General features: G+C 43.2%; 21 protein-coding genes. 9 read left to right on the top strand and 12 right to left on the bottom strand.

Features of this window, described 5'->3' with window-relative positions; all coding sequences use genetic code 11:
* Positions 1-305 precede the first annotated feature (305 nt).
* Both JK628_RS00435 and JK628_RS00430 read left to right on the top strand, forming a co-directional pair.
* Positions 306-857: a lysophospholipid acyltransferase family protein gene (locus JK628_RS00435; protein ID WP_202287333.1), complete on the top strand. Its 552-nt coding sequence runs from the start codon at positions 306-308 to the stop codon at positions 855-857.
* A gap of 67 nt (positions 858-924) precedes the next feature.
* On the top strand, positions 925-1,545 hold the full coding sequence (locus tag JK628_RS00430; RefSeq protein WP_202287332.1) for a LysE family translocator: 621 nt from the start codon (positions 925-927) through the stop codon (positions 1,543-1,545).
* Between the two features lie 188 nt (positions 1,546-1,733).
* On the opposite strand, the gene gltS is transcribed toward JK628_RS00430, so the two are convergent.
* From gltS to JK628_RS00400, 6 genes are all read right to left on the bottom strand, one after another.
* On the bottom strand, positions 1,734-2,957 hold the full coding sequence (gene gltS, locus JK628_RS00425; RefSeq protein ID WP_202287331.1) for a sodium/glutamate symporter: 1,224 nt from the start codon (positions 2,955-2,957) through the stop codon (positions 1,734-1,736).
* 154 nt (positions 2,958-3,111) lie between these two features.
* Positions 3,112-3,273, bottom strand: a complete 162-nt coding sequence (locus JK628_RS00420) for a DUF2986 domain-containing protein (protein ID WP_202287330.1) — start codon at positions 3,271-3,273, stop codon at positions 3,112-3,114.
* A gap of 88 nt (positions 3,274-3,361) precedes the next feature.
* The gene (gene neuC, locus JK628_RS00415) at positions 3,362-4,486 is read right to left on the bottom strand and encodes a UDP-N-acetylglucosamine 2-epimerase (RefSeq protein ID WP_202287329.1); all 1,125 of its coding nucleotides are present in this window, start codon (positions 4,484-4,486) and stop codon (positions 3,362-3,364) included.
* Entirely contained in the window at positions 4,486-5,529 is a 1,044-nt protein-coding gene (locus JK628_RS00410) for an N-acetylneuraminate synthase family protein (protein WP_202287328.1), read from the bottom strand. The genes neuC and JK628_RS00410 overlap by 1 nt, the downstream gene beginning before the upstream one ends.
* Positions 5,526-6,218, bottom strand: coding sequence for an acylneuraminate cytidylyltransferase family protein (locus JK628_RS00405; protein WP_202287327.1), 693 nt, complete (start codon positions 6,216-6,218; stop codon positions 5,526-5,528). Before JK628_RS00405 ends, JK628_RS00410 begins: the two co-directional genes overlap by 4 nt.
* Positions 6,219-6,321: 103 nt before the next feature.
* Positions 6,322-7,458 carry a glycosyltransferase family 52 gene (locus JK628_RS00400; RefSeq protein WP_202287326.1) on the bottom strand — a complete coding sequence of 379 codons (1,137 nt, stop codon included), beginning with the start codon at positions 7,456-7,458 and terminating at the stop codon, positions 6,322-6,324.
* Between the two features lie 226 nt (positions 7,459-7,684).
* On the opposite strand from JK628_RS00400, the gene JK628_RS00395 reads away from it, so the two are divergent.
* Positions 7,685-8,758 (top strand): glycosyltransferase, encoded by a 1,074-nt coding sequence (locus tag JK628_RS00395; RefSeq protein ID WP_202287325.1) that lies wholly within the window; start codon positions 7,685-7,687, stop codon positions 8,756-8,758.
* A 69-nt stretch (positions 8,759-8,827) separates the two neighbouring features.
* Here JK628_RS00395 and JK628_RS00390 read toward each other — a convergent pair whose 3' ends face one another.
* Genes JK628_RS00390 through JK628_RS00375 form a run of 4 tightly spaced genes read right to left on the bottom strand, consistent with a single transcriptional unit; the run spans position 8,828 to position 13,231 of the window.
* Positions 8,828-9,898, bottom strand: coding sequence for a CDP-glycerol glycerophosphotransferase family protein (locus JK628_RS00390; RefSeq protein ID WP_202287324.1), 1,071 nt, complete (start codon positions 9,896-9,898; stop codon positions 8,828-8,830).
* 23 nt (positions 9,899-9,921) lie between these two features.
* The gene (locus JK628_RS00385) at positions 9,922-11,007 is read right to left on the bottom strand and encodes a glycosyltransferase (protein ID WP_202287323.1); all 1,086 of its coding nucleotides are present in this window, start codon (positions 11,005-11,007) and stop codon (positions 9,922-9,924) included.
* The gene (locus JK628_RS00380; protein ID WP_202287322.1) at positions 11,004-12,089 is read right to left on the bottom strand and encodes a hypothetical protein; all 1,086 of its coding nucleotides are present in this window, start codon (positions 12,087-12,089) and stop codon (positions 11,004-11,006) included. The genes JK628_RS00385 and JK628_RS00380 overlap by 4 nt, the downstream gene beginning before the upstream one ends.
* Positions 12,090-12,145: 56 nt before the next feature.
* Entirely contained in the window at positions 12,146-13,231 is a 1,086-nt protein-coding gene (locus JK628_RS00375; RefSeq protein ID WP_202287321.1) for a glycosyltransferase family 9 protein, read from the bottom strand.
* 84 nt (positions 13,232-13,315) lie between these two features.
* Here JK628_RS00375 and JK628_RS00370 point away from each other — a divergent pair, with 84 nt between their 5' ends.
* Positions 13,316-14,050: a 3-deoxy-D-manno-octulosonic acid kinase gene (locus JK628_RS00370; protein WP_202287320.1), complete on the top strand. Its 735-nt coding sequence runs from the start codon at positions 13,316-13,318 to the stop codon at positions 14,048-14,050.
* Positions 14,051-14,078: 28 nt separating this feature from the next.
* Here the strand turns inward: JK628_RS00370 and waaA are convergent, their stop codons facing one another.
* The gene (gene waaA, locus JK628_RS00365; RefSeq protein ID WP_202287319.1) at positions 14,079-15,347 is read right to left on the bottom strand and encodes a lipid IV(A) 3-deoxy-D-manno-octulosonic acid transferase; all 1,269 of its coding nucleotides are present in this window, start codon (positions 15,345-15,347) and stop codon (positions 14,079-14,081) included.
* 184 nt (positions 15,348-15,531) lie between these two features.
* Here waaA and JK628_RS00360 point away from each other — a divergent pair, with 184 nt between their 5' ends.
* The 5 genes from JK628_RS00360 to glpG all read left to right on the top strand — a co-directional run bounded on the left by JK628_RS00360 (position 15,532) and on the right by glpG (position 20,133).
* The gene (locus tag JK628_RS00360) at positions 15,532-16,191 is read left to right on the top strand and encodes a TetR/AcrR family transcriptional regulator (protein WP_202287318.1); all 660 of its coding nucleotides are present in this window, start codon (positions 15,532-15,534) and stop codon (positions 16,189-16,191) included.
* A gap of 390 nt (positions 16,192-16,581) precedes the next feature.
* The gene (locus JK628_RS00355; RefSeq protein ID WP_202287317.1) at positions 16,582-17,778 is read left to right on the top strand and encodes a glycine C-acetyltransferase; all 1,197 of its coding nucleotides are present in this window, start codon (positions 16,582-16,584) and stop codon (positions 17,776-17,778) included.
* A gap of 88 nt (positions 17,779-17,866) precedes the next feature.
* Complete coding sequence (gene tdh / locus JK628_RS00350; RefSeq protein ID WP_202287316.1) at positions 17,867-18,892, top strand: L-threonine 3-dehydrogenase; 1,026 nt, start codon at positions 17,867-17,869, stop codon at positions 18,890-18,892.
* 64 nt (positions 18,893-18,956) lie between these two features.
* Positions 18,957-19,265: a thiosulfate sulfurtransferase GlpE gene (gene glpE, locus JK628_RS00345; protein WP_202287315.1), complete on the top strand. Its 309-nt coding sequence runs from the start codon at positions 18,957-18,959 to the stop codon at positions 19,263-19,265.
* Between the two features lie 28 nt (positions 19,266-19,293).
* Positions 19,294-20,133 (top strand): rhomboid family intramembrane serine protease GlpG, encoded by an 840-nt coding sequence (gene glpG / locus JK628_RS00340; protein ID WP_202287314.1) that lies wholly within the window; start codon positions 19,294-19,296, stop codon positions 20,131-20,133.
* 96 nt (positions 20,134-20,229) lie between these two features.
* Here the strand turns inward: glpG and elbB are convergent, their stop codons facing one another.
* Entirely contained in the window at positions 20,230-20,883 is a 654-nt protein-coding gene (elbB, locus tag JK628_RS00335) for an isoprenoid biosynthesis glyoxalase ElbB (protein WP_202287313.1), read from the bottom strand.
* Positions 20,884-21,105: the final 222 nt, after the last annotated feature.

The raw sequence follows: 21,105 nt of genomic DNA, 5'->3' as shown, positions 1-21,105 counted from the left end.
CACACGGTAAATAGCCAAATAAGTGCGGCCCTTCGGCTGCATTGCAATGATTCCACTTTTTATTACAACTGCGCGTTATGTGCTTTCACTTATCCAGCTAGCATCATTGCTAAAACCTTGTACTAGAATCATTACTCGTGATGATTAATTGTTGAAGAACTACTAAGCTCGAAAGATCAACGGCTCCTAAGGTAATTAAGTGTACTATACCCATCTGACGTCTCGTTACCTATTATGGCTGTTCATTGGTAATAAGTCACAGAGAGCAAGAATACTCACAATAAAGCTAGGGCGGTTTTCATTATATGTTTCAATCATTTTGCAAAATATTTCTCAAAGGAATCGGCTGGAAAATATCAGGCGAGCTACCAACTTCCCATCAATATATCGCTATCGTTGGTCCACACACCAGTAACTGGGATTTTATCATTGGCCTCCTCGCACGTGGCGCTATGGGAGCCAAGGTTAACTTTCTTGGCAAGCATCAGCTTTTTATGCCGCCTTGGGGCTGGTTCTTCCGCGCTATGGGCGGTACCCCTGTGGATAGAAGCAAGAGCAATAACTTAGTCGATGCCGTTGTTGAACTCTTTAATACTAATGCTAACTTCAGCTTAGCACTCGCTCCAGAAGGCACGCGTAGCCCAGTAACAAGGTGGAAAACAGGGTTTTATCATATCGCCAGTAAAGCTCAGGTACCAATAGTCACAGTCGGGTTAGATTTCGGCAGTAAGACCATCATCATACCTGTAGGCAAAGACACGACCGGTGACATTCAACAAGATATGGATAACATCATTGCGTTCTATCGTTCCATTAAGGGCCGCCATCCAAAAGTGATCCCTGATTTTGAGCGCTAAGCATCATTGCCTAAAGATAGTTAGCCCGCTATAGTGCAGCCAGAACCTAGACATTGTATAAAATATTATGAGTTTCGATACCTGGCTGCTGTACCTTTTCGCTATTGTGCTTATTGCCATCGCCCCCGGCATGATGGCCGTGTTATCTATGGGACACGGTATCCATTATGGTAAGAGCCGCAGCTTAGCGACCGCTTTTGGTAGTGTAACTTCCGCACTTATATTGATGATGGCATCAGCCGCTGGTTTGGGGGCATTATTAAATACAACAGAATACGGCTTCACAGTTTTGAAATGGTGTGGTGGGGCTTACTTACTCTTTTTAGGCATAAAACTGCTACTCACCAAAGCAGACGGTCGAGGCCTTGAATTAGCGCAAGCAAAAGGAAGCGGAAAACCTCTGCAGCTATTTAAACAAGCCTTTTTAGTCGGCATTAGTAATCCAAAAGATCTACTTTTTTTTGCCGCTTTGTTCCCACAATTTATTGATATCACAGCGCCGCAAGGTCCGCAGCTAGCTATTTTAGCGATAAGCTGGGCTGTCGTCGATTTTAGCTTCGTTATGCTCTATGCCTGCCTGGCAAATGTACTGGCGCCAACACTGAAATCCAGCAACAAACTACATTGGTTTGATCGCACTAGCGGCGGAGTATTTATTACTCTCGCCGCCATTTTATTGATCCGTTAAATTATACCAACTCCACTAAAGATGTGATCAATTCAGAGCGTTCTCAGGGCTTTCAATTCAAGGCGCATTGTGGAAGAAATGGTTATTCCCTTTTAAGACAATGCAACGCAGTAGTGAATGTCCTGAGAAGCTCACTGCGTGCGGGTTTAATTTTCCGCTGAATGAGCAACTATTTAATGGAATTGGTATTACAAAATAAAGCTAATGTAACCCTGTAGCACAATAAGGTTAACGATATCGATAAAGAATGCACCTACGATTGGTACCACCATAAATGCCTGCGGAGAGGGACCATTTCGAGAAACTAACGCGCCCATATTCATCACCGCTGTTGGGGTCGCCCCCATACCAAAGCCGCAATGCCCTCCCGCAATAACGGCAGCATCGTAGTTCGATCCCATCAATCTAAATGTCACGAAATAAGCAAAAAATCCGAGCACCAAGGTTTGTACAAGCAAGATAATCAACAGTGGAATCGCTAAGTCGAAAATTTCCCACAACTTTAAACTCATCAACGCCATCGCTAAGAACAATGACAAAGAGACGGTGCCCAATATGTCCACACATTCACTATTGGTCTTATAGCCTCTCGTCAGCTCGGTAAGGTTGGTAATGACCACCCCAAGAAACAACGCATAGACAAAATCAGGCATTTTTAACCAGCTTATCTCAAACACCGATACCAAGTGTTCGATCCACCGCGCACCCGCAACGCAAAGCAGCAAGATAAATAGGGTTTCCATTACGCTTTTAGCGGTGACTCTATCCTCTTCTAACTGATCATAAGTGACAAGATCTGGGTGATCTTTATGGTGGTTACCCCCTATACCATAGGAGGACACCAGTTTGTTCTTGTTAATCAATCTTTGCGCTACTGGGCCACCTATTATTCCGCCCATCACTAGTCCAAACGTGGCTGCAGCCATGGCAAACTCTAACGTGCTCATGCCGTAATTTTCGGAAAAAGTTTGCGCCCAAGCAGCCCCAGTACCATGACCACCAGACAAGGTAATAGAGCCTGCTACTAAGCCCATTAGCGGCTCTAAACCCAATGCGGTTGCTAAGCTCACACCCACCGCATTCTGAATCACAATATAGACAGAGGCGATACCAAGAAAGATAAACACTTTCTTGCCCCCTTTTACTAGCAGTTTATAGCTTGCTGCCAAGCCCACTGTACTAAAAAACATTAGCATTAAGATGTTCTGCATCGGCAAAGAAAACTTAAGGGTAATATTCTGAAAATGTAAAAAGGTCGTAATTGCCGCAACCACCAAACCGCCAATAATGGGCTCGGGAATATTGTATTTTTTGAAGAAACCGACATGGCGATTAACTGTATGCCCGATAAATAGTACTAGTATCGCAACCAAAAATGATTCTAGCTCTCCGATTGAATATACGGTATCCATAAAACTCCTATCCGTTACATCGGCTTTGCAGTTAGCACCGCTAAAGCAAAAATTAGCCGGCTATTCTGGCATATTCATTAGGGTAAATAATATTAGCCATGTCCGAATTATGAATATTGATGTAATAAAACAACATATTCGAGCAATATTTAAACTATTCTGGTTCTTGAGCAACGTTATCGCTTGCAGCTAATGCCTCTAAATGCTCTCTTTCGGCTTTAGATATGTACTTTGGCTTGTTACTTGTGTTCTTTTTGGCATTGGCTTTTTTAGCCTTACCCATGAATTTTTTGGTGATTTTTTTAGTGCGGTTCATTGCTATTAACTCGTAGGTGTATATCCCAATAATAATAGAACACCCTCGAGCCTATTAGCATCGAGAGTGTCCCCTATTTAATCGAGCACTAAATATCCACAAATAGTTTTTGCTTACTCGTTTGCCAAAGATCTTCTGATACAAGCGCCTTGATAAAATGCTCATCACTATCACCACCACCAAACTCTTTCTCTGGATCGAACTGGCTTGTGTGAGCGAGACTAATTGCCTGACAGATCTCATCAACCTCAGCTGGTACATTAAAAATAGATTTCGCAGCAGCACGACCATTTTGACGAGAGCCCACATTAATTGAGGGTAAGCCGTAGAAAGGTGCCTCTCTAACCCCAGCGCTTGAATTCCCAACAATACACTGAGAGTATTTTAACAATGTCAGGAAACTCTCAAATCGAACACTCGGAAAAACTCTAAATTTGGGATTACTTTGGAGTGGCACCAACTCATCTATAATGATGCTAGATCCATGGTCATTATTTGGATAGATCACCACATACTGCTTCCCTGACTTCTCTAGTGCTTCTCTTACGGATGCTATATCTTCTTTGAGCTTGTCCACTTCTGTTGTGACAGGATGATACATAACAATTCCGTAATCTTGAAAAGGTATTTCATAATAGCTTTTCACCTCCGCTAACGATGGTAGAGACTTAGATTTCATGATATCTAAGTCTGGAGAACCAATCACATAAATAGACTCTGATTTCTCCCCTAGTTGAAGTAATCGAGCTTTAGCGTTTGCATTTGATACAAAATGTAAATGCGCCATCTTGCTAACAGAATGACGAATGAGCTCATCAATAGTGCCTGAAACCTCCCCCCCCTCAATATGAGCAACGAGAATGTTATTCAGAGCACCTACAATAGCACCTGCTAGGGCTTCAACCCTGTCACCATGAACAACTATCATGTCAGGCTTGAGTTCTTTTACGTAATCGGATAAACCTTGGATTGTTTTCGATAAAATAACATCCATCGAATCCTCATCATTCTGGTTTATATACTTATAAATCGATTTAAAACCTGACTTTTCAACCTCTTTTGCTGTCATTCCATACTTTGCAAGCATGTGCATGCCCGTAACAAATAAATGAGTTTCCAACCTTTCAGTAGACTCAGTTTTTTGTATCAAGCTTTTTAACTTTCCAAAATCGGCTCGAGTACCTGTTAAATAAAGTATAGATTTATTCGGCATTATTTTACTGACTCTCTTTTCAATTGAATATCTGACTGGATATCTTGAGATGCTATTTTTCCCAATAACGACTCATAATCATCAGCTAAGAAATCTCCCGTACCAGGTCTCTTAACCCAAATATTATCAATTGTAAGCGCTTCGCCAGCCTTAATATTTGCAATAGAAACAACACTAGCATAGGCAAAATCGATAGTTACCTGTTCCTCTTTAGCTGGCTCTTTACGGCCACCTCGCATAGTCTTCATACGGCTAGATTGTGCAATCAAGTCTCTACACTCCTCAACATCCATTGAACAACAGATATCAGGGCCAGAACGCTCCTTTGTATCAGTAAAGTGCCGCTCTAAAACTGAAGCTCCAGAGGCTACAGCCCCCAAACAGGCCAAGTTATCAATACTATGATCTGATAAGCCAACCACTGAATCAGGAAATTCACGCTGCAACTCTTCCATAGCACCAATACGAATAAGATGATCTGGAGTAGGATATAAATTAGTGGTATGTAGCAAACAAAAAGCCGTTTTGTGCTTTCTAAAAATGTTCACTGATTTCGCAATAGAAGGAATATCATTCATCCCGGTGCTTAGAATAATAGGCTTACCTAAACTAGCAACAAGCTCTAGCAATGGATAGTTATTACACTCTCCTGAACCAATTTTATAAGCTTGAACCCCCATTCGCTCTAAACGAAGTACGGCAGCTCGAGAAAAAGGCGTACTAATAAAAATAGCACCTTTAGATTCAACGTAGTCTTTTAGCTCGGTTTCATCTTCTTCATTTAATGCACATCTAGCCATAATTTCATAAATAGAAACGTCAGCATTCCCAGGAATAACCTTCTTAGCTTCACTACTCATTTCATCTTCAACTACATGAGTCTGATGCTTAATTATTTCCGCACCAGCCTCTACTGCCGCATCAACCATTTCAAAAGCAACTTTCAGTGAACCTTCATGATTGATACCAATTTCAGCAATGACTAAAGGATCATAATCCAAACCGACTTTACGGCCTGAAATTTCAAATACTGGGTTATTCATATGCGGTTTTCTCTTAAAATACGTTCAACAGTAAGCAAATCATCTTTTGTGTCGATATCTGCCGATTCTTGTTCTGACATCACAAAGGGGAAAACATTTTCTCTTGGTATTTGATTTTCTTTTAAAAAACTCTGAGTACCAAATAGATAAAGCGACCCGTTAGGCTGGAATGCGCGAGGTAAATCCTGACGTCGAGTATACGGTGCGCTAGGACTAAATAAACCTGTAATACTGCCGTCGTCTCGCTCTAGGTACGCTTTCAAAGGTGTATGAGATGGTTCAAAAACTCCCAATACAAGGTTAGCACTATTGTTTTCATACAGTTCAAATGCACTATCTATATGTGAAGACGTTCTTAATGGTGATGTAGGTTGCAATAACATCACTCTATCAAACTGAAAACCCGGCTCATGAGTGAAAAGATAGTTTATTGCATGCTCTATTACCACTTCACTACTGGAGGTGTCCTGGGCCAGTGATACAGGCCTAGGGATAACTTCGGCTCCAAAACGACGACTAACATCGGCAATTTCAGCATCTTCCGTCGACACAAACACTCTATCAATAGCGTCGGAGTTCAATGCTGCCTCAATTGTCCAAGCAATAAGCGGTTTGCCGCTTAAAGGAAGGATATTCTTTCTCGGCAACCCTTTAGAGCCACCTCTAGCTGTAATTAATGCAATATTCATTTCTTTAAATACGTCTACAAATTATATGAACTAGCTTAGTTAATAGAACTAAAAACTTAGTAGTAAGTGACCCTATCAAGGGACTTGCATCGTCAATATATCGCTATAAGTCTAATCTATTAATAGAATCTTTCATTTTTTGAGGCATATCAAAATACTCAGGAGCTCTGGCATAAATAATTTCATTGCTGCGCCCCTTGAAACAACTACCCGCGGTGGAACTTAGCGATACGACCTTATTAACACTCACATTTAACAAAGGCATTAACTCACTAGGGAAACTTGCTTTCAAAACAATAGCTTCAGGAAAGTAATGTTGGTAGTCAGTGACCTCTCTAGGGTGGGGCTTAATCACCAACTCAGACTCATCTATTGATAACTCTTCAATCAATCTCTTATAGCCATTAACTTTTTTACTCTCTGCATAATCAAAATTCGCCGACTCACTCCAAGGCTGAGTAAACAGGATACTACACTCACTGGTTATAGCGCTAAACTGCGATAATTCGACATCGAATACATCTAAAATAACCACTCGCTCTTGAGCAGATTTATTTTGCCACAAAGCAAAAAAGTCAATAATGGCTACTTTCCCAGCAAACTGCGGTAAAGGCTTTACTTCAGCGGCGATGATAAATTTATCGATTCTGTTTATTTTGTGAGGCTCTTTGAGAAATATATATTCGAAAAAAGCCTCAAAAACACCTCTTTTCTTACCACCAAAAGTGAGCTCATTACGTGTTAAGGTACCATCTTCTAATTGAATCCTTTTGATTTCAATTAACCAGTTATTGATCTCTCTTACATTCCCAATACAAGCATCATATTTGGCAAACAACTGTTTTTGCATTCGTTTACGAGCCATGTATTCAAACGGACCATTCTGGAATTTCGGCATAGGACGGGGCATAAAACGATAACTTTCATCCAAAACATTAGCGTGCTTTTTCAAGCGAGTTAACATGTCGAAAGAGATACGGTCACCAAAAATTAAAAAGTCTCTTTTCTGCCAATATTCATCACACAGTAAATATAGAAATAAGCTGTAGTAAGTATTCTCAAATACCAACATGCTGTCACTATCACCGTTTAGACCCACGCTTTCTATTACATTCATTTTATGACTTCCAAGTAGCCAATTTTCATAAAAATCAAAAGGTATCGTTTGAGAATAAAACTCCCTATTGATATGAAGGCGCTGCTTTTTCTCTCTAACTAAGCTAATAACAAAACATCTCATAATGAAAACGAGTTAATGCGCCTAAATATTATATTATAGCGACTTATTATTCTATATCGGAAAATCAAAGAAACTGTAAGTAACATCAGCCTCGCAGGCTGCGCGTTAACACAAACCTAAACGCGCACAACAAATCAAGAGCAATCCATAAACACACCTCGCCACTTGCGACCACCAGGGAAACATCTGTTACAATGTTGACTTTAAACTGGGTATGGATTTATAAATGAAGAAAATTGCTGTTTTTTGTCATAACTTTTATGTAAATGGGACGGTTAAAGTCGCGATCACTCAAGCCCAAATATTGCAGGAAGCAGGACAAGAAGTGCATCTGTTCATATTTAGTCATGAGGGTGACTTCACCCCACCTGAGAACGTGAAGATCCATACTGTTTTTCAGTCTCAAAAATCTCTTTCACTTAGCGAGCAACAAGCACAGTTACAACAGTGTGTGCGCTCAGCTGAAAAAGTGTCGGGGAAATTTGATCTATTTCTGAGTAACTCCACCGATTGCGATATCGTCATCAATGGTTGTAACTTTGATCCTTGTTACTATTTTTGCCACTGCGCACTCCAGCAAGAGCTCATTATGGAGTTAAAACGCGGACCAATCCATTTCTTGCGCCGCTGGCGAAAAGCAAAGGCTCTCATAGGCAAACGCATTATTACAGTTTCAGAAGGGATCGCAGATGAACTTAAGGCGACTCGTTGGCTGAAGCCTAAAAGCGTGCAGGCCATATACAATCCATTTCGAATAGATGAGATAAGAGAAAAAGCCACAAAGGAAGTCGATGGGCTACCGAGTGAGCCGTTTATGATCCATATAGGCCGAGTCACCCGACAGAAACGCCTAGATATTCTCTTCCAAACATTAAAGTTGATGCCAACAGCTCCTCGATTGGTACTGTTAACCAACCGTCCAGAGAAAGCCCGTAAACTAGCCAAAAAATATGACGTTGAAAATCGTATTATTACACCAGGATTCCAAAGTAACCCTTATGCTTGGATAGCCCGAGCTGAATTGATGTTGCTCAGTTCAGACTTTGAAGGACTGCCGACCGTGTTGATCGAATCACTTATCTGCCAAACACCTGTCGTGAGCACTCGCTGCCCTCATGGTCCTAATGAAATATTGACCGGTGAGCTAGCTAATTATTTAGTACCCCGCAGAAATCCGCAAGCATTAGCTGAAGCTGCTTTAGCATGCCTCAAAAATCCTCCAAACTTAAATAATATTGAGATCATCAACAAAGTTGAAAGCCAACATATAGCTCAAAAATATATCAATTTATGTCGGTGAACCTTTTAGTTTTTTAGGCACGAGCCAGCATAAAACGATGATTTACACCGCCTCGTATATATTCAAGCCCTACAACTTCCAATAACCCAGCTTTTTACGCATCTTAAAATGGCGCAGCAAATTAGCAGGTTTAGGTTTAAGATCATCTGTACCCTGCGCAATCAATTCATCTACTGCGGTTAAGACTCGTTCACTAGATAGACCATCACGGTACGGATGAATATCGTCACAATATTTTTCTATTTCTTCCATCAACTCAGCAGGTTTAGTTAAAACACGCTCTAATGCAGGTTGAATATCTTCAATGCTGTCCACGTTCACCAAGTGTGAACGTTTAGTTTGATTGTTAAAAGTCACCACAGGTTTGCCTTGCAGTAAAAACATAATCAATATTGACGAAGTATCACACAACATCACATCGGCAGCTTTCAGCAGTGGTAATACATCATCTGTTTCCACAAAGGTTAAGTTCTCATTCTCAAGCGCTTTATATTTCTCAACAATCTGCGGACTCATTTTAGGATGAAACTGTACCAGCCAACGCCAGTTGCCCTGCATCGACATCGCTTTAATCTGCTCATAAACCACTGGCGCACAGGATAAGCTGCGTGAAAACGTTGAGCAAAAAAGTATCACCGGACGATCATCACCTTCGACCTCATAAGGCTTCGGCATATCACCTTTAAACATTGGATCCAATGTTGGCCAGCCAGTTTCGGCAATTTTAAAGGTGGCAAACTTTTCAGCCAAGCGGATGAATGGCAGGGTAGTTGCGGGACCTTGAGTGCAGTACAGATCAAAACAGTCACGTATTTCAAAATGATCTTCACGGCCTTTGTGGTTCATTTTTCCAGCATTGAATCCATGAAAAACCCCAACCTTGACTCCTGGAATGAAGTTGGGAACCACATTACCAGGAACCAACACCGCATCAGGCAGCCAAGCTTTTACCTCTGCAATAGTGGATAAGCGCTTTTCGTTGGGCTTAAGAAACGAGGGGTTGACTTCATCGCCTTCAAAAAACCAGCGCACCTCATCCCCTCTAGCCCGTATTGCCGTCTGCAACGGCCTTAAGATGGCATAAGAATAATTCTGTGCAATATATAATAGATAACGCTTGCTGCTTGAACTCACAACCATTTCCCCCGAAAACGTTTCAATACTTATTTAACCAAGGCCAAATATTCTTGAGCAATACGTGCTGCTTTTACTTTTACTAAAATATCAACCTCAACCAATGACGGCGGTGACAGCAACACTTCATCCAACTTCGCTGCTAATGCCTTTGGATCACGACGCGGGACTAAGAACCTTGCAAGCTCTCCCGTCAAAATTTCGCTTGGGCCATGGGGACAATTAGTACTGACGACTGGCGTCCCGCACGCTAGCGACTCAATTAATACCGTCGGTAAACCTTCAAAATCAGAACTCAGTACCAAAGCTTTAGCATTGGTTATCCACGGAAAGGGGTTTGACTGAAACCCCGGAATAATCACCCGCTGTTCAACCCCATATTTCTTGGCGGCTTTTATGGCTTTTTTGGGGTTATGACATAGCAGTACCACCGGTATTTGGCTTTCCATTTGTGCGATGGCCTGGAACAACACATCATGGCGCTTCTGCTTCACATAACGACCAATATGGATCAGGTAATCACTATCAGGAATGCCGTCTGCTTTCTGTTGAGAAAGCGCAGTGATATCGTCAAATCCAAATGGATTATAGATACACCGAATCGAGGCTGGTTCGATCCGCTTAGTTTGCTTTATTTCATCTGCAATACCTTGGGAGACCGTCACTAAATGGTGGCCATCTAGTGACTTTTTAGCCCAAAGTTTCTTTAAAAACGCAAATGGTCCTAACTTAGCATGCCGACTTAGTTCCTCTTCGACAGAAGCATGTACCACAACAAACAAAGGAGACACTTGGGTCTTTGTCATTAGTCGATTGGTCTTGTCTAAATTAGACAAAAATAGATCAAACTTTCCCACACTCGCTTCAATTTGCTTAATTTTACTCGTTAGCTTTGCAACTGCTGGGGCTAGATTCCAAAAACGATTGAAGTCTTTGTCCTTTTTATCAAAACAGACGTGTACAGGTAAACTGTCGGGAATATCGAAGGCCACATCATCTGTCATGACGATGAAGTGTGGCTCATGCCCCACCTCAGTAAACTCTTTCGCGAGGGTTAGCATCACTTTTTCTGCCCCACCACCCGCCAAACTATCAATTGCTATTGCAACTCTCATTGCTGAGCTCCAAATTTATAATCAAATAAATCACTTATTATTGTCATGCCTATATCTAATCCATTTTCACAGTCACATTTTGCCAGCGCAGACTGCAATGCAAGCTGGCTATCTGTGTTGATTAATTTTATCAAGTTGTCAGTCATTAGTTGGGCATCGAGCTCTGAACTTATCGTTAAACCACTCTCTTTGCACACCCTAACGCGATGATTCTGATCTTTTGCTACAGCAACCGACAGGGTCATTTTTTTCAGTGCAATAGCCTGCAGTAGTGTGTCACCACCACTTAAGATTGCCACTTTTGCAGCATCCAGTAGGTCAATTAGCGCTTCATGATTGAGCATTTTTATTGTGGTAACCCCTTCAACCAAGGGAATATCACCAGGGTAACTCGGTCCATACACCATCACGCAAGGGATCTGCGTGGCTTGGTAAATACTGACGGCGGCTCTGGCAAACTCCTCTACCACATAACCATTGCCATTTTGATGGCCACCAGAGCCCGCATTGAGCAAAATAAAGCCCCCTTTGGTTAAACCATAATGCACCAACTGCTCTGCTTGTCGATTTACACTCGGGTTAACGAAAATTGGGCCAATGATGATCGGTTCTGACTTAGCAATAAATTTCAGTTTTAGCTTATCGAGCCAACTAATATCACCAATAACAAATTCAGGTTGTACTACCCAGTGGCTGTCAGTCACCCGCGCACGAAGTACTTTCATCCCCCGGCTACGCTTACGCTTATGCTGGCTGATAAATATAACTTTAGCGCCAAAATTATTGGCATGGACCAACTGAGAACGGCGACCGGAGGCATCAAAAATAACAAAATCAGGTTGATAGAAAGAGATGAAATCATTCACCGCTTTAATATTTTTGGTGGGGGTATCATCTAACAACGCCACTGGATAGGGGCAAGTCGAGGAATAAGGCGCGTGACGGCTCAAGATGAATTGAATATCGGCCTCAGGCCAACGTAGCTTCACCTCATTAGCGACAATCAAGGATCGCATATACTCACCAACGCCTTCCGCTGAAGACACTGGCACAAACAAAAACTTCGGAGCAGATAGGGTCATTGATTTACTCATCAGACGACAAAAGCAAAATGCTAACGCATTATTCTAACAAAAATTCACGAAGCCTGTTTATCCAACAACAAGTCCAGTGCGCAAATAACGCTATTAACACTAATTAATTCCATTAAATGTTCACCTTTTGCCCTCACTCCCCATGGAATATCGCCTTGCTTTTGCTCGGTAATAACCTGCTGATAAACACTGACAGCAGAGCTTAAACATGTGTAAGGCCCAGTACGACCCGGATTCGAATGGGCGTATAAACCTATAACAGGAGTGCCTTGTGTAACAGCCATATGAGCCGGGCCAGTATCAGGTGCAAGTACAATAGTCGCTTGTTTCAATACTGCTAAAAGTTGCAATAAAGTGGTTTTACCTACTTGGTTTTCAAGTTCAGACTGAGCCGCACCTTGAATGTTATCGGCAAGTACCCGCTCAAGCGCTGTTGGTCCACCACATAAGATAACACGATAGCCCTTTTTGACGGCGTGATCTGCCACCGCTGCATAGCGCTCTGGTAGCCAATTACGCTCCGCTTTACTCGCGGCCGCACAAATGACCAGCACGGGACTTCCGTTCGGAATAAGCGCCTTGGCAAACTCGGTATCTGCAGTTAAGACAGGGATATTCCAGCTAGGGGTGAGTTCGGTGACTCCAACCGCTTGCGCAAAACCCATAAAACCATCAAGTACATGCGGAGTGACTTGTGGCTCTATGCGGTGATTAGTGACCAGCCACTGACCCTCTTTTGCTCGAAAACGATCGAAGCCGATACGCAACTTTGCCGATATAGCCAAGGAGGCAATCGTCGCCCTCAGTGCAATTTGCATGTGCAATAGCACATCAAACTTTTGCCCCTTAAGCGCCCGCTTTAGATTAAGGTAACTACGCCAACCTTGGGATTTATCAAAAATGACAAACTCCACCCCAGGAAGGTGTTTTAGCAACTGGTATTCAATTTTCCCCAAAATCCAGGTGATTTTAAGATCTGGGTAACGTCGCTGAATCGCCTGCACCATAGCCACCGCATGGCATACATCGCCAATCGCCGACAGTCTAAGCAAGCACAAGGACTTAGCATGCGTTAAATCTAACGCGTCTGCTTGAGGTGTAATGCGACTATCAGGGGTGGTTAAGCTCATAATGCTCGAAGGTTGTTTGGCGTAATCTACCGATCTTAATGTAGAATGGCCGCAGGTTCCACGCTTTAGCGTACAATTCTATCTATGAAGTTTAAAAAAACAGCCAGCGGCAGTATTGCCTATAGCGAACAAACACCGCAAGAGATTGAAGTCACTTGGTTTGGGGTGGATTTTTGGCGTGCCCGTTCAGCGATAACAGGTTCATCTAAAGGCCGCTATACCACCTGGTTTGTGGATGCGAGTCAATTAGCCGCAACCCAACAACAGTGGGTGTTACGGCATTATTATCGTGGCGGCTTGATAGAAAAACTTAGCCGTGACCAATATTTGTTTACTGGCTTAGATCGTACTCGCGCCGTAGCTGAATTAGCTTTACTAGAAAACCTGTATCAGCAAGGCTTTCCAGTGCCAAAGCCCATTGCAGCCAACGTAGAGCGGAAAGGTATTTGCTATCGCGCAGATTTAATTATTGAACGAGTCGAAGGCGCTGAAGATTTAGTCGCCCGGCTAAGCAAAAGCGCGATGACTGCAGAGCAATGGCAATCCCTAGGCCGATGTATCGCTCGTTTCCATAACCACGGTGTATATCATGCCGATCTGAATGCCAAGAATATACTCATTACCTCAGAGCAATTCTATTTAATCGATTTTGACCGTGGTGAAATACGCGCGCCAAAAGCAGATTGGCAACAATCCAATATAGACCGCTTACTGCGTTCATTTAGAAAGGAGTTAGCCAAACTGCCGCAACTTGCCTTTACAGAGGCTGATTGGCAGCACCTGTATCATGCTTACCACGGCGCATTGGCCAAAAAGTAAACCGTGCTTTAAGCGGCTCACTTACAGGTTAAACTTTACTAAGCAGTGATTCCACCAGCGAAAATTGCTTTTTTAGCGCGCCTCGGTTTTCTGCAACCACTTGCTTGGCAGCATCGCTAGCCTGGGTATAAGCCTCTCTATTGACGAGCAATTCAACTAACGTCTGAGCAAGCTGCTCACTTGAATCAACGATCTGCAATGCGCCTTTTACTGCTAGCAGCTGCGTGATTTCTTTGAAGTCCCAGTGATGCGGGCCCACGCAAACGGGTAAGCCAACTGCGGCTGGCTCTAGAGGATTGTGGCCACCACTTTCAATTAGCGTACCCCCAACAAAAGCTTGATCCGCCGCAGCATAAAATGTCAGTAACTCTCCCATAGTATCGCCAACAACAACCTGAGTTTGTGCAGTCACACCATGGTGAAGACTGCGTCGAGTCACCCGCATATTGGCCTGTTTAACGGCTGTTACCGCGGCATCAAACTGCTCCGGATGCCTTGGCACCATTATCATCAAGGCTGTTGGATATTGTTGCATGACTCTTTTATGAGCTTGCAACATTAGCTCAAACTCTCCGGGGTGTACCGAACCCGCCACCCAAACTGGCCGATGCTGCGCTTGCCAGCTTTCACGAAGAGCTTTAGCTGCCTCAATAAACGTATCATCAATGGTTAAATCAAACTTTAGGCTACCGCAAACCGTCACCTTTTCGTGGCTGGCTCCAAGCTCAATAAAACGCGCTGCGGCTTGCTCTGATTGAGCAGCTATCGCATCTAAGCTTTGTAGCATCGGTAGATTCAGCCTAGGACGCTTTTGATAAGCATCAGCAGACTTTTGCGATAAGCGAGCATTCGCCAATAACACTTTGCTGTCATTGGCCTTTAGGTAATGAACCAAATTAGGCCAAAGCTCTGTTTCCATAATGATGCAGGTCTTCGGTGCCACTTGTTTTACAAAGCGTCTGCTGCACCATGCTAAATCAAAGGGTAAATAACAATGCTGTACTGTACCTGCAAACGCACGTACCACTTCAGCAGAGCCCGTAGGGCTAGTCGTGGTCACCGTAATCGTTAAGTTGGGGTGGCTCGCTTGGATCTGTTTTATAAGAGGGATCGCCGCTATTGTTTCTCCCATTGAAACACAATGCAGTAACAGGTCGGTTTGTTGTAAGCCTTTTAGGCTAAATCGTTCGTCCCAGCGGCCACGGTAACCGGGGCTTTTAAAGGCACGAACTGCTAAATAGACCACTAACAGCGGTAAAAGAAGGTAAAGCAAAGCAGTATAAAGGCTACGATTCATTAATTTTTTTACTTTAGTGAGTTTTACTTGAAGAATTGCACCAATGCTAACATGATAGTCACAACTTAACGTAGATGCCAAGCTGCGAATATGTCGAGTTGCTCGCGCATTTTCAAATAGCTAAACCAAACACCGTCAACACCAAGGTTGGTGATTTCGTGGATATAAATCATTTAGGATGAATATGAAGACCCGAGACAAAATTGTCCAAGCCAGCTTAGAGTTGTTCAATCAGCATGGCGAAAGAGCAATCACTACTAATCATATTGCTGCACACCTAAATATTAGTCCTGGCAACCTCTACTATCACTTCCGTAATAAAGAAGACATTATTCGCTCAATTTTCAGTCTCTACGAACAACATTTAGAGTCCGGCTTTCAGCCCTATGTAGACAAGGAGGTCGATGTCGATCTGCTGATTGGCTACTTTGATGCCATGTTCTACACTTTATGGCAGTTCCGCTTTATGTATGCCAACCTTGCCGATATTCTCAGCCGCGATGAAGCGTTAAAAAACCGCTATTTGCAGGCACAACAAGATGTTTTAGCACGCTCTAGCAATGTACTGACTAAGCTCACTCAAGATGGCTTCCTAGCAATAAGTGAAGAGGATATCGCACCACTGGCAGACACCATTAAAATGCTGGTGAGTTTCTGGATAAGCTATAAATTAACCCAAACGCAATCTTGTATCGGTTCAATCACTAAAGAGTCATTATATGAAGGCCTATTGCGAGTCATCATGATATTTAGAGCCTATTCCACCCCAAACTCCTCCGCCACGTTTGAAAGGCTTGAAGAGTACTATCGCTCAATGGCGATAAGTTCTAGCACTCCTTCTTAGTTTATTGATGACAACAGTAAGGTGTGAACCAGCACCTTATCAATATCACTTTCGGGTAGATATCGTTATCATTCAGCAATCAACGTATCAAAGCCACCATTAGAAATAGTGGTAATTGTAAGTTTCGCCAGCCACTCAGCGTGGCTTTCAAGACCGGGTATAAAACAGCATAAACAGGCAATGAAGCGCACGTGTTAACGCGGTGGTCTCCAAACTTCAAACTCTAGAATACAATAGCAACCGTTAGTTTAACTAATCTGAAACATGCTGTAGCCCTAATCTAACTTATCTCGCCGCTGCGCTAAAAAAAAGGCTGTAGGGCTGGGCTATTTAAGGTTAAAATGCCGCCACTCCAATAGACAAAACAATACTAAATTAAGGAGAATTCGGGTGGCAAATACCTCATTCTACGACCAAATAAATCAACAGATTGCCGATGTAAAAGCGGAAGGCCTTTATAAGAGCGAGCGCGTAATTGTTTCTCCTCAACAAACAGCAATTGAAGTTAATGGTGACCAAGTTATTAATTTTTGCGCTAATAACTACTTAGGTTTAGCCAATCATCCTGAACTTGTTAAAGCAGCCAAAGGCGGACTCGACGCCCACGGGTTTGGCATGGCCTCTGTGCGATTTATCTGTGGCACACAAGATATCCATAAGCAGTTGGAAGCAAGTTTAAGCAGCTTCCTTGGTATGGAAGACACCATCCTTTACTCTTCATGCTTTGATGCTAATGCCGGATTGTTCGAAACACTATTAAGCGCAGAAGATGCTATTGTCTCTGACGCACTTAACCATGCATCAATTATTGATGGCGTGCGTTTATGTAAGGCAAAACGTTTCCGTTATGCAAACAATGATATGGCCGATCTTGAGACACAGCTAAAAGCCGCTAAAGAAGCAGGTGCACGTAATATCTTGATTGCAACTGACGGCGTATTCTCAATGGACGGCGTCATCGCCAACCTTAAAGGCGTTTGCGACCTTGCTGATAAGTACGATGCACTAGTGATGGTTGATGATTCACACGCTGTCGGCTTTGTTGGCCAAGAGGGTCGTGGTACCCACGAATTCTGTGATGTGATGGACCGTGTTGACATCATTACCGGTACGTTAGGTAAAGCTTTAGGTGGCGCCTCAGGTGGATTCACTTCAGCCAAGAAAGAGGTAGTTGAATGGTTGCGTCAGCGTTCGCGCCCATACCTTTTCTCTAACTCGCTAGCGCCTTCAATCGTTACCGCATCAATTCATGTGCTTGAGATGCTCAAAACGGGTCAAGAACTACGTGAAGCTGTTTGGGAAAATAGCCGTTACTTCCGTGAGAAGATGTCAGCAGCAGGCTTTACCCTTGGTGGTGCCGACCATGCAATCATCCCAGTTATGATTGGTGACGCCAAAATTGCAGGTGACTTCGCTAATCGTCTACTGGCAGAAAACATCTACGTTATCGGCTTCTCATTCCCTGTGGTACCAAAAGGCCAAGCACGTATTCGTACTCAAATGTCTGCAGCGCACACCAAAGCGCAAATCGACAAAGCGATTGAAGCCTTTACCCGTATCGCGAAAGAGATGGCTATTATCAGCTAGAATTAAACCAATAGGGCGACACAATGTTGTAGCCCTAATTGAATCAATTTTGCAGACTACTCGTTAGCAGTCTGTCATAGGTCAAAAGATGAAAGCGCTGAGTAAATTAAAGCCTGAAGAAGGCATCTGGATGGTTGACGCCCCTAAGCCTGAAATGGGTCACAACGATCTACTGATTAAGATCCGTAAAACGGCTATTTGTGGTACTGACGTTCATATCTACAACTGGGACGAATGGTCGCAAAATACCATTCCTGTGCCTATGGTTGTTGGCCATGAATATGTCGGTGAAGTTGTCGATATTGGCCAAGAAGTTCGTGGCTTTACCATTGGCGACCGCGTCTCAGGTGAAGGTCATATTACCTGTGGTCACTGCCGCAACTGTCGTGGCGGCCGTACTCACTTATGCCGTAACACGTCAGGTGTAGGTGTAAACCGCGAAGGGGCTTTTGCTGAGTATTTAGTGATCCCAGCCTTTAATGCTTTTAAGATCCCTGATGATATCTCTGACGATTTAGCCTCTATCTTTGATCCGTTTGGTAATGCCGTTCATACCGCACTGTCATTCGATCTGGTGGGGGAAGATGTATTAATTACCGGTGCTGGTCCAATTGGCATTATGGCTGCAGCGGTATGTCGCCATGTAGGTGCACGCCACGTGGTGATCACCGACGTTAACGACTATCGTCTGGAACTTGCCGAAAAAATGGGTGCTACTCGCGCTGTTAATGTTGCTAAAGAAAGCTTAGATGACGTTATGAGCGAACTTGGCATGACTGAAGGCTTCGATGTCGGCCTTGAAATGTCTGGGGTACCTGCGGCATTCCACTCAATGCTCGACACCATGAACCATGGCGGTAAAGTTGCCATGCTAGGTATTCCCGGCGGCGAAATGGCGATTGATTGGAGCAAAGTGATCTTTAAAGGGCTGATCATCAAGGGTATTTATGGCCGTGAGATGTTTGAGACCTGGTACAAGATGGCGAGTTTGATCCAATCAGGCTTAGATATTTCCCCGATTATCACTCATCACTTCAAGATTGATGATTTCCAGCAGGGTTTTGACGCTATGCGCTCTGGCCAGTCAGGAAAAGTGATCTTAAACTGGGACTAATTAGTCCTATGGGGCAGGCAGCTGTGCCAGCCCCTTTTTATTCCGCTATTACTGCAGGTTTTCTATGTCAGATTTTCAACATTTGAGTGTAAACCAACTTATTCAACTGCAGCAAGCCACGGCTGATCTGCAAATTGTGGATATTAGAGACGCTGCCAGTTTCGAAGCTGGCCACATAGATGCCTCTTTTAATCTCAATAACGAAAATCTCGCTCACTATATTGCCGACGCAGACATGGATCGGCCTGTTATCGTTGTCTGTTATCATGGAATTAGTAGCCAAAGTGCAGCCAGCTATTTAAATGAGCAGGGGTTTGACGATGTTTATAGCTTAGATGGCGGCTATAGTGCCTGGCATCAGGCTAATGCATAATACTAACGCGTAATAAAAGGAAAGATCGATGATAGAGATAGGCAGCTTACCCAACGGCAGAGCAGCGCAAGCACTCATCGATTACCTTAAAGGTCAAAACATAAATTGTGCGGTGATACCTGCCGAGCGGGGCGTTTTGCTGGTATTGCATGATGAATCTCACCTAGCTCAAGTACAGCAAGAGTATCAAGATTTTCTCAGTAACCCTTATGATGATAAGTATTTAGCCGCATCATGGGACTATGGTGACACCCATACAAAATTAGATTACGGCAACCCAAAGTTATTGCTACTGAGCCAATTTTTAACCGGGGCTGGGCCACTCACTTTGGCGGTGTTTTTTAGCTGCGTCATGATTTATGCTGCAATGAACTTCGGCTTCGCTAACCCTATCTTTGAAAGCTTATCGTTTTTTGGCGCCACATCACCCGCAGCACTCAGTGAATTTTGGCGACTATTTACCCCAAGTCTTATCCACTTTTCTGCAATGCACATCATCTTTAATTTACTATGGTGGTGGTACTTAGGCGGCAAAATTGAAAACAAAATAGGCTTTAAGCCGCTATTTATTCTGTTACTGGTTGGTGGCACCCTACCTAACATACTGCAGTATTTCATGGCGGGGCCTAATTTTGGTGGCCTATCGGGCGTTGTATATGCAGTGGTCGGTTACACCTGGATTATGGGTGTTAAACGTCCTGAATCAGGGATCGGACTACCGCCCGCCTACATTGGCTTTATGCTGTTATGGCTAGTATTTGGTTTTACCGATATGTTCGGCCTTTCTATTGCTAATGGTGCCCATCTTGGTGGTTTGCTCGTCGGCGTATTACAGGGTTTTATCGATAGCCAAAAACGACAGGCATAGCCAGATAAACCAGCCGATTAATGCTTATCCCATGCCTCTTTGATACGACCTGAGAATGCAGGATTCAGAGGGATGGGTATAAGCCCAATATAACGATTAAGTCATACTTAGCACTCGTGCCACCAGCTTAGTAATACCCTTATGTGCGTCAACGATATTATCCGCTAGCATGTAAGCTGGAGTGCTCACGACTTTATTAACTTCATCAACCACAATAGCGTCAACCTTAGCCACTTGATGGACTCCGCCTTGCTTTTCAAACGCGGTTGCAGTGTCGGCATCAGAGCCAATGGTAGCCAGCACGCCAGCCTCATAACACTGCGGGATCATGACTGGCGAGATACACATAAAGCCCACAGGCTTGTTAGCTTGGGTAAACTGGCTAATAAAATGTTTTACACTGGGATCGATAATATGTTTGGCTCCCGCTAAGGCAAAATTACATAAGTTTTTCGCCGCACCAAATCCACCAGGAACAATTAACGCAGCAAATTCGTTAATATTAAGGTCCGCAACAGGCTTCACATCACCGCGAGCAACTCTTGCCGACTCAACCAAAACATTGCGATTATCGGTTTCATCAACTTCACCCGTAAGGTGATTTACCACGTGTAATTGAGCAATATCAGGCGCAAAACATTGGTAGTGAGCCCCAGAGCGAGCGATCTCTAATAAGGTTAAAACAGACTCATGTAGCTCCGCACCATCGAAGACACCACTACCACTTAAAAGAACTGCGACTTTTTTCATTAAAATCTCCATTTATATATCATATTGTTTTAACAAAATTGCAATAAACCACTTGATCAGATTAATTATCGTGCTAAGTTATCACTGCACTTTATCAAACGCTGTTTATTTGACCAGGGAATAGGTTTCTAATGCAAGTAAAAATAAAAAGTCCACATTTATAGTTTAATTATCCAAAATAGCACCCACTTCACACTATTAGATTAAACCACTAATTTTCAT

This window comes from Shewanella sp. KX20019 (assembly GCF_016757755.1).
GTDB lineage: Bacteria > Pseudomonadota > Gammaproteobacteria > Enterobacterales > Shewanellaceae > Shewanella.
Note: the sequence above shows the minus strand (reverse complement) of the source record. Positions and strands in the feature narration are given on the sequence as shown.

Bases quoted from the DNA above. Each gene is read 5' to 3' on its own strand.
- JK628_RS00370 (WP_202287320.1), top strand. From the start codon at position 13,316: ATGAAGTTTAAAAAAACAGCCAGCGGCAGTATTGCCTATAGCGAACAA.
- JK628_RS00430 (WP_202287332.1), top strand. From the start codon at position 925: ATGAGTTTCGATACCTGGCTGCTGTACCTTTTCGCTATTGTGCTTATT.
- JK628_RS00390 (WP_202287324.1), bottom strand. From the start codon at position 9,898: ATGGTTGTGAGTTCAAGCAGCAAGCGTTATCTATTATATATTGCACAG.
- glpE (WP_202287315.1), top strand. From the start codon at position 18,957: ATGTCAGATTTTCAACATTTGAGTGTAAACCAACTTATTCAACTGCAG.
- neuC (WP_202287329.1), bottom strand. From the start codon at position 4,486: ATGCCGAATAAATCTATACTTTATTTAACAGGTACTCGAGCCGATTTT.
- JK628_RS00400 (WP_202287326.1), bottom strand. From the start codon at position 7,458: ATGAGATGTTTTGTTATTAGCTTAGTTAGAGAGAAAAAGCAGCGCCTT.
- JK628_RS00395 (WP_202287325.1), top strand. From the start codon at position 7,685: ATGAAGAAAATTGCTGTTTTTTGTCATAACTTTTATGTAAATGGGACG.
- JK628_RS00435 (WP_202287333.1), top strand. From the start codon at position 306: ATGTTTCAATCATTTTGCAAAATATTTCTCAAAGGAATCGGCTGGAAA.
- tdh (WP_202287316.1), top strand. From the start codon at position 17,867: ATGAAAGCGCTGAGTAAATTAAAGCCTGAAGAAGGCATCTGGATGGTT.
- JK628_RS00385 (WP_202287323.1), bottom strand. From the start codon at position 11,007: ATGAGAGTTGCAATAGCAATTGATAGTTTGGCGGGTGGTGGGGCAGAA.
- gltS (WP_202287331.1), bottom strand. From the start codon at position 2,957: ATGGATACCGTATATTCAATCGGAGAGCTAGAATCATTTTTGGTTGCG.
- JK628_RS00375 (WP_202287321.1), bottom strand. From the start codon at position 13,231: ATGAGCTTAACCACCCCTGATAGTCGCATTACACCTCAAGCAGACGCG.
- JK628_RS00410 (WP_202287328.1), bottom strand. From the start codon at position 5,529: ATGAATAACCCAGTATTTGAAATTTCAGGCCGTAAAGTCGGTTTGGAT.
- glpG (WP_202287314.1), top strand. From the start codon at position 19,294: ATGATAGAGATAGGCAGCTTACCCAACGGCAGAGCAGCGCAAGCACTC.
- JK628_RS00405 (WP_202287327.1), bottom strand. From the start codon at position 6,218: ATGAATATTGCATTAATTACAGCTAGAGGTGGCTCTAAAGGGTTGCCG.
- waaA (WP_202287319.1), bottom strand. From the start codon at position 15,347: ATGAATCGTAGCCTTTATACTGCTTTGCTTTACCTTCTTTTACCGCTG.
- JK628_RS00420 (WP_202287330.1), bottom strand. From the start codon at position 3,273: ATGAACCGCACTAAAAAAATCACCAAAAAATTCATGGGTAAGGCTAAA.
- JK628_RS00380 (WP_202287322.1), bottom strand. From the start codon at position 12,089: ATGACCCTATCTGCTCCGAAGTTTTTGTTTGTGCCAGTGTCTTCAGCG.
- JK628_RS00360 (WP_202287318.1), top strand. From the start codon at position 15,532: ATGAAGACCCGAGACAAAATTGTCCAAGCCAGCTTAGAGTTGTTCAAT.
- elbB (WP_202287313.1), bottom strand. From the start codon at position 20,883: ATGAAAAAAGTCGCAGTTCTTTTAAGTGGTAGTGGTGTCTTCGATGGT.